Source organism: Streptococcus cristatus (assembly GCF_963529205.1).
Taxonomy (GTDB): Bacteria; Bacillota; Bacilli; order Lactobacillales; family Streptococcaceae; genus Streptococcus; species Streptococcus cristatus_O.
Genome location: NZ_CAURYF010000066.1, coordinates 1 through 3990 on the forward strand (window position 1 = coordinate 1; position 3990 = coordinate 3990).

The window sequence follows — 3990 nt, forward strand, 5'->3', positions numbered from 1 at the left end:
GTCTGCAAAAAGCATGGCAGCAAGCAGATTTTAAAAGATATTTCTTTTACAGCTAGAAGTGGTCGGATTACAGCTTTTCTGGGCCCAAATGGCGCGGGGAAAAGTTCGACCTTGAGGATTCTCTTGGGGTTAGATCGGGCGACAGCAGGAACTGCGACTTTTGATGGGCAAACCTATCAGTCAATGACTTATCCGCTCAGAACGGTAGGTGCAGCCTTTGACGGCATTGGCGGTCTGCCAAATCGAAAGGTCTATGACCACTTGAGAATTATTGCGGCGAGTAATGCTATTCCCAAGTCTCGGATCGATGAGGTTTTGGAGATGACTGGAATTGCTCATAAGAGAAAGGACCTCTTGTCAAGCCTGTCTCTGGGGGAAGGTCAGCGGCTGGGTCTGGCTGCAGCTTTGCTGGGTGATCCTCAATTTCTCATATTAGATGAGCCGACCAATGGACTAGATCCAAGCGGGATTAAGTGGTTTAGAAAGTTCATCCGTCAGCAGGCTGATTTAGGGAAAACGGTACTTCTATCTTCTCATATCCTGTCAGAGGTGCAAATGGTGACAGATGATGTCGTCTTGATTCATCATGGGCGAATTATTGAGCAGGGACGATTGGAAGAGGTGCTGCAAGATTCAGACAGTCTAGAAGATCTCTTCTTTGATTTGACAGAGGAGGTTTAAGATGAAAGAAACGATGTCCTTATTGCATTCAGAATGGTTGAAAATTTGCTCAACCAAGGCTTTCAAAGTGAGTATGGCCTTCATGCTGCTCTTGGTGCCTGCCGTATCCTGGCTGGAGGGCCGGCAGTATTTATCTGTCGGCTTGGATGCCACGCCTGAGACGGTTCCCGGTCTGGCAGAAGCCATTGACCCGCTGGAATATCTAGGCCTCAATGGGGCCTCTATGGCAGGCATGGTTTTGGTCATCTTAGCTGGAATTTTGGGAGCTATGGAATTTCAGTCTCATAGCTTGAGAACTAGCCTCTTGACCTGTAATAACCGCCTGAAGTTGCTTGTGGGGAAACTCATGACCTTTGCTTGCTTTTCTCTTGCCAGTAGCTTTTTATCAATCTACTTTAGTTATATGGTCATGCATCTGGCTTTAGGAAAGGAAGGGCTTGATCCGATTCTGCTCAATCAGGCAGCTTGGAGTTTGATTTTGTGGAAAACCTTATCTCTAACCCTATTGGGAATCCTTTCATTTTTGTTAGGTTTATTGGCTCGGACCATGCTAGTTCCTCTGCTTTTTCTCGTACCTCAGATCTATAATCTGGGAAACTACCTAGCTGCTCACACGAGTTGGGGAGCTTATTTGCCACAGCCAGCAGGAGAGTTGTTTGCTGCAACGCCAACTTCCCAATATGCCAACAATCCCTTGCAAGGACTCTTGATACTTGGTGCATGGTTACTAGTCATCGGCGGCATGACCTCTCTGCGCTTTTTGAAGACGGATTTAGGAGGGCGATACTGATGATAAAAGCTCTGCTTAGAAGTGAATGGATTAAGTTCCGTTCTTACTATCTCGCTCTTGGTGCAGCCTTGGTGGCTCTGGTAATCGTTCCATTTTTTCTGATGAATCTTGACTACAGTCAGACAGCAGTTGGCCAGATGAAGGCTCTGAGCGAGGCTTTGCATGCTCTCTATCTGGCACAGGCTGTCATCGTCATCTTTACTTCCCTCTATTTTGCCCAGGAGTTTGTCAAGTCTGGGATGCGAACGAATTTTCTAACTGTATCAAATAGAAAGGCTTGGTTGGCTGGGAAATTCCTTTTTCTGGCCGTGCTACTCTTGGTTCTCTATAGTGTCATGATAAGTAGCTATTTCTTTGTTATGCTGGCTCGATTTGACCTAGACTTTAGCTGGTCCTTGCTGGGGAAATTCCTCTATTACAGCTCTTTTGGTCTTCTCAGCAATCTTTTTCTGGCTTTTTTAGCAGCTGGACTCGCTTTGCTCTTTCAATCTTGGGTTGTGCCGGTGTCGGTGCTCTTTCCTCTCCTGATTGGACTCAGCCGTTTGTTGGCAACTTTCATCAAGGAAGCAAAATACCTGCCCGATCTGGCTACGCTCAATCTTTTTGACTATGAAGGACTTCAGCATTCAATAGATCTATCAGGGCTGGGAATACAGCTGTTCTGGCTAGCTTTGGTTTGGAGCTCTGCTATATTCTTAACCTTGAAACGAGATGTTCGCTAGAGGTATGCTATAATGGAAATCATGAGACAGTATCGTATTTTGGTGGTTGATGACGACCGGAGCATTTTGAAGCTGGTGAAAAACGTCCTAGAGCTCGATGCTTATGATGTGACAACGCTTGATCGGATAGAAGAGCTAGACTTGACGCATTTTGTCGGATATGACTTGATTCTACTGGATGTGATGATGGAGCCTGTTAATGGTTTTGAGCTGTGTTCCTACATTCGTCCTTATCTTTCGTGTCCGATCATCTTTTTGACGGCCAAGGAATTGGAGGCGGACAAAGTGGAAGGGCTCTTTCGCGGAGCAGATGACTATATTGTCAAGCCTTTTGGGACCAAAGAATTGCTGGCGCGTGTCAGAGCTCATCTTCGGCGGGAGGAAAGACGTGAGGAGCGCTATTCTGAAATTGCTTCTTGTCAATTTTATCCAGAGCGCTATGAAGTTGCCTGTTTTGGTAAAGTCTTGAAATTTTCAGAGCGAGAGTTTAAGTTGCTGCATTTACTAGCTAGCAATCCCAAGCAGACCTTTTCAGCTGAACGCCTGCATACCTTGCTTTATCCAGAAAGCTCAGAAACACAGCTTCGCTCCATCTCAGAATACGTGTATCAGATTCGTCAAAAATGCAAACAAGAAGGGCTGCAAGCAATCGCAACAGTGAGAGGAGTAGGCTATAGATGGCAATTAGAACCCGAAATTTCAAAAGCCTAGTCTGGACAACCAGTTTAAAAATCGTCTTTTTTCATGTTTTGATTTTTGTGCTTATAGGCTATGAATTTACGCAAGGAAGTAATCACGTTCTTTTCACCTTGTTCTTTTGGGCAGGGAGCTTGCTGCTGATTACTTTTTATCATATTTTGAAATTGCTCCGAAAAATCGACAGGGAAATAAAAATGCTAAAGAGCGAGAAGCTTTTAGAAGAAAATCAAAGTCAGCTTTTTCGGATTGAGGAAATGCTAGAAGTCTACAGCGATTTACGGAGCAGCCACCAAGAAAATGCTCGTCTTCTAGAAAGAGAGCAGCAGCATAATCAGGAGTTGATTTTACAGCTATCAGCGACATCGCACGATTTGAAGACGCCCCTAACTGTGATTAAAGGGAATGCTGAGCTCTTGGAATTGGCGCAGTTGGGCCATCCACAGGCAGACTATGCTGCTGAGATTTTGCAGGCTAGTCACAAGATGGAAGAGTATTGTGGCTCTTTGATTGATTACGCTAAGACTTTTCAGATTGATGCTAATCAGTTCAGTCATCTTTCCTTAGGGGACTTTTTGGCTGATCTACAGGACGATTGGGCACTGTTCAGCAAACAGGAAAGCTATCGTTTCTATCTCCAAGAAGATTGTGATCTTAGTCTGATTTTGTCCATTCATTTAGACTATCTTAAGCGGGCTTTACTCAATATCTTACTAAATGCGCTTGAACATGCTGACCAAGACCAAAAAGAAGTCAAGCTGACGGTATCAGTGCAGCAGGACCAGTTGGTTTTTGCTATCTGGAACAATGGCCCTGCATTTTCAGAGGAGATGCTGCTGGGAGCGGAACAGCTCTTTTATCAGAGTGACCAAAGCCGCAATTCAGCTAATCCTCATCATGGTATCGGTTTAGCCTTTTCTAAGCAGGTCGCTCTCTTGCACGGTGGTCGTCTGACTCTGCTCAATCCAGACCAAGGAGGAGCCTGTGTCGAGTTGACTGTGGCTTTAAAAAGCAAATAACAAAGGAAGTCAATAAAGATGATAAAAGAGAGTGGGACAGAAAACGGTAATTCGTTAGAATTCGATTTCGTCGTCCCACCTC

Annotated in this window: 5 protein-coding genes; all 5 read left to right on the plus strand. The window is 44.9% G+C overall.

All coding sequences use genetic code 11. The features are described 5' to 3' along the window. Positions 1-681 (plus strand): ABC transporter ATP-binding protein (locus RWS39_RS09275; RefSeq protein WP_314482848.1); only part of this gene is annotated, 681 nt, incomplete at its 5' end. A gap of 1 nt (position 682) precedes the next feature. Continuing rightward, complete coding sequence (locus RWS39_RS09280; RefSeq protein ID WP_314482851.1) at positions 683-1471, plus strand: lantibiotic ABC transporter permease; 789 nt, start codon at positions 683-685, stop codon at positions 1469-1471. After that, a complete protein-coding gene (locus RWS39_RS09285) occupies positions 1471-2193 on the plus strand; it encodes a lantibiotic ABC transporter permease (RefSeq protein WP_314482853.1) in 723 nt (240 codons plus the stop codon). The genes RWS39_RS09280 and RWS39_RS09285 overlap by 1 nt, the downstream gene beginning before the upstream one ends. Positions 2194-2205: 12 nt before the next feature. Next, on the plus strand, positions 2206-2904 hold the full coding sequence (locus RWS39_RS09290; RefSeq protein WP_314482856.1) for a response regulator transcription factor: 699 nt from the start codon (positions 2206-2208) through the stop codon (positions 2902-2904). Beyond that, on the plus strand, positions 2871-3908 hold the full coding sequence (locus RWS39_RS09295) for a sensor histidine kinase (RefSeq protein ID WP_314482859.1): 1038 nt from the start codon (positions 2871-2873) through the stop codon (positions 3906-3908). The genes RWS39_RS09290 and RWS39_RS09295 overlap by 34 nt, the downstream gene beginning before the upstream one ends. Positions 3909-3990 lie beyond the last annotated feature (82 nt).

What these genes read in the sequence shown, in the direction of transcription:
- RWS39_RS09280 (WP_314482851.1), top strand. Translation starts at nt 683, where the DNA reads ATGAAAGAAACGATGTCCTTATTGCATTCAGAATGGTTGAAAATTTGC.
- RWS39_RS09285 (WP_314482853.1), top strand. Translation starts at nt 1,471, where the DNA reads ATGATAAAAGCTCTGCTTAGAAGTGAATGGATTAAGTTCCGTTCTTAC.
- RWS39_RS09290 (WP_314482856.1), top strand. Translation starts at nt 2,206, where the DNA reads ATGGAAATCATGAGACAGTATCGTATTTTGGTGGTTGATGACGACCGG.
- RWS39_RS09295 (WP_314482859.1), top strand. Translation starts at nt 2,871, where the DNA reads ATGGCAATTAGAACCCGAAATTTCAAAAGCCTAGTCTGGACAACCAGT.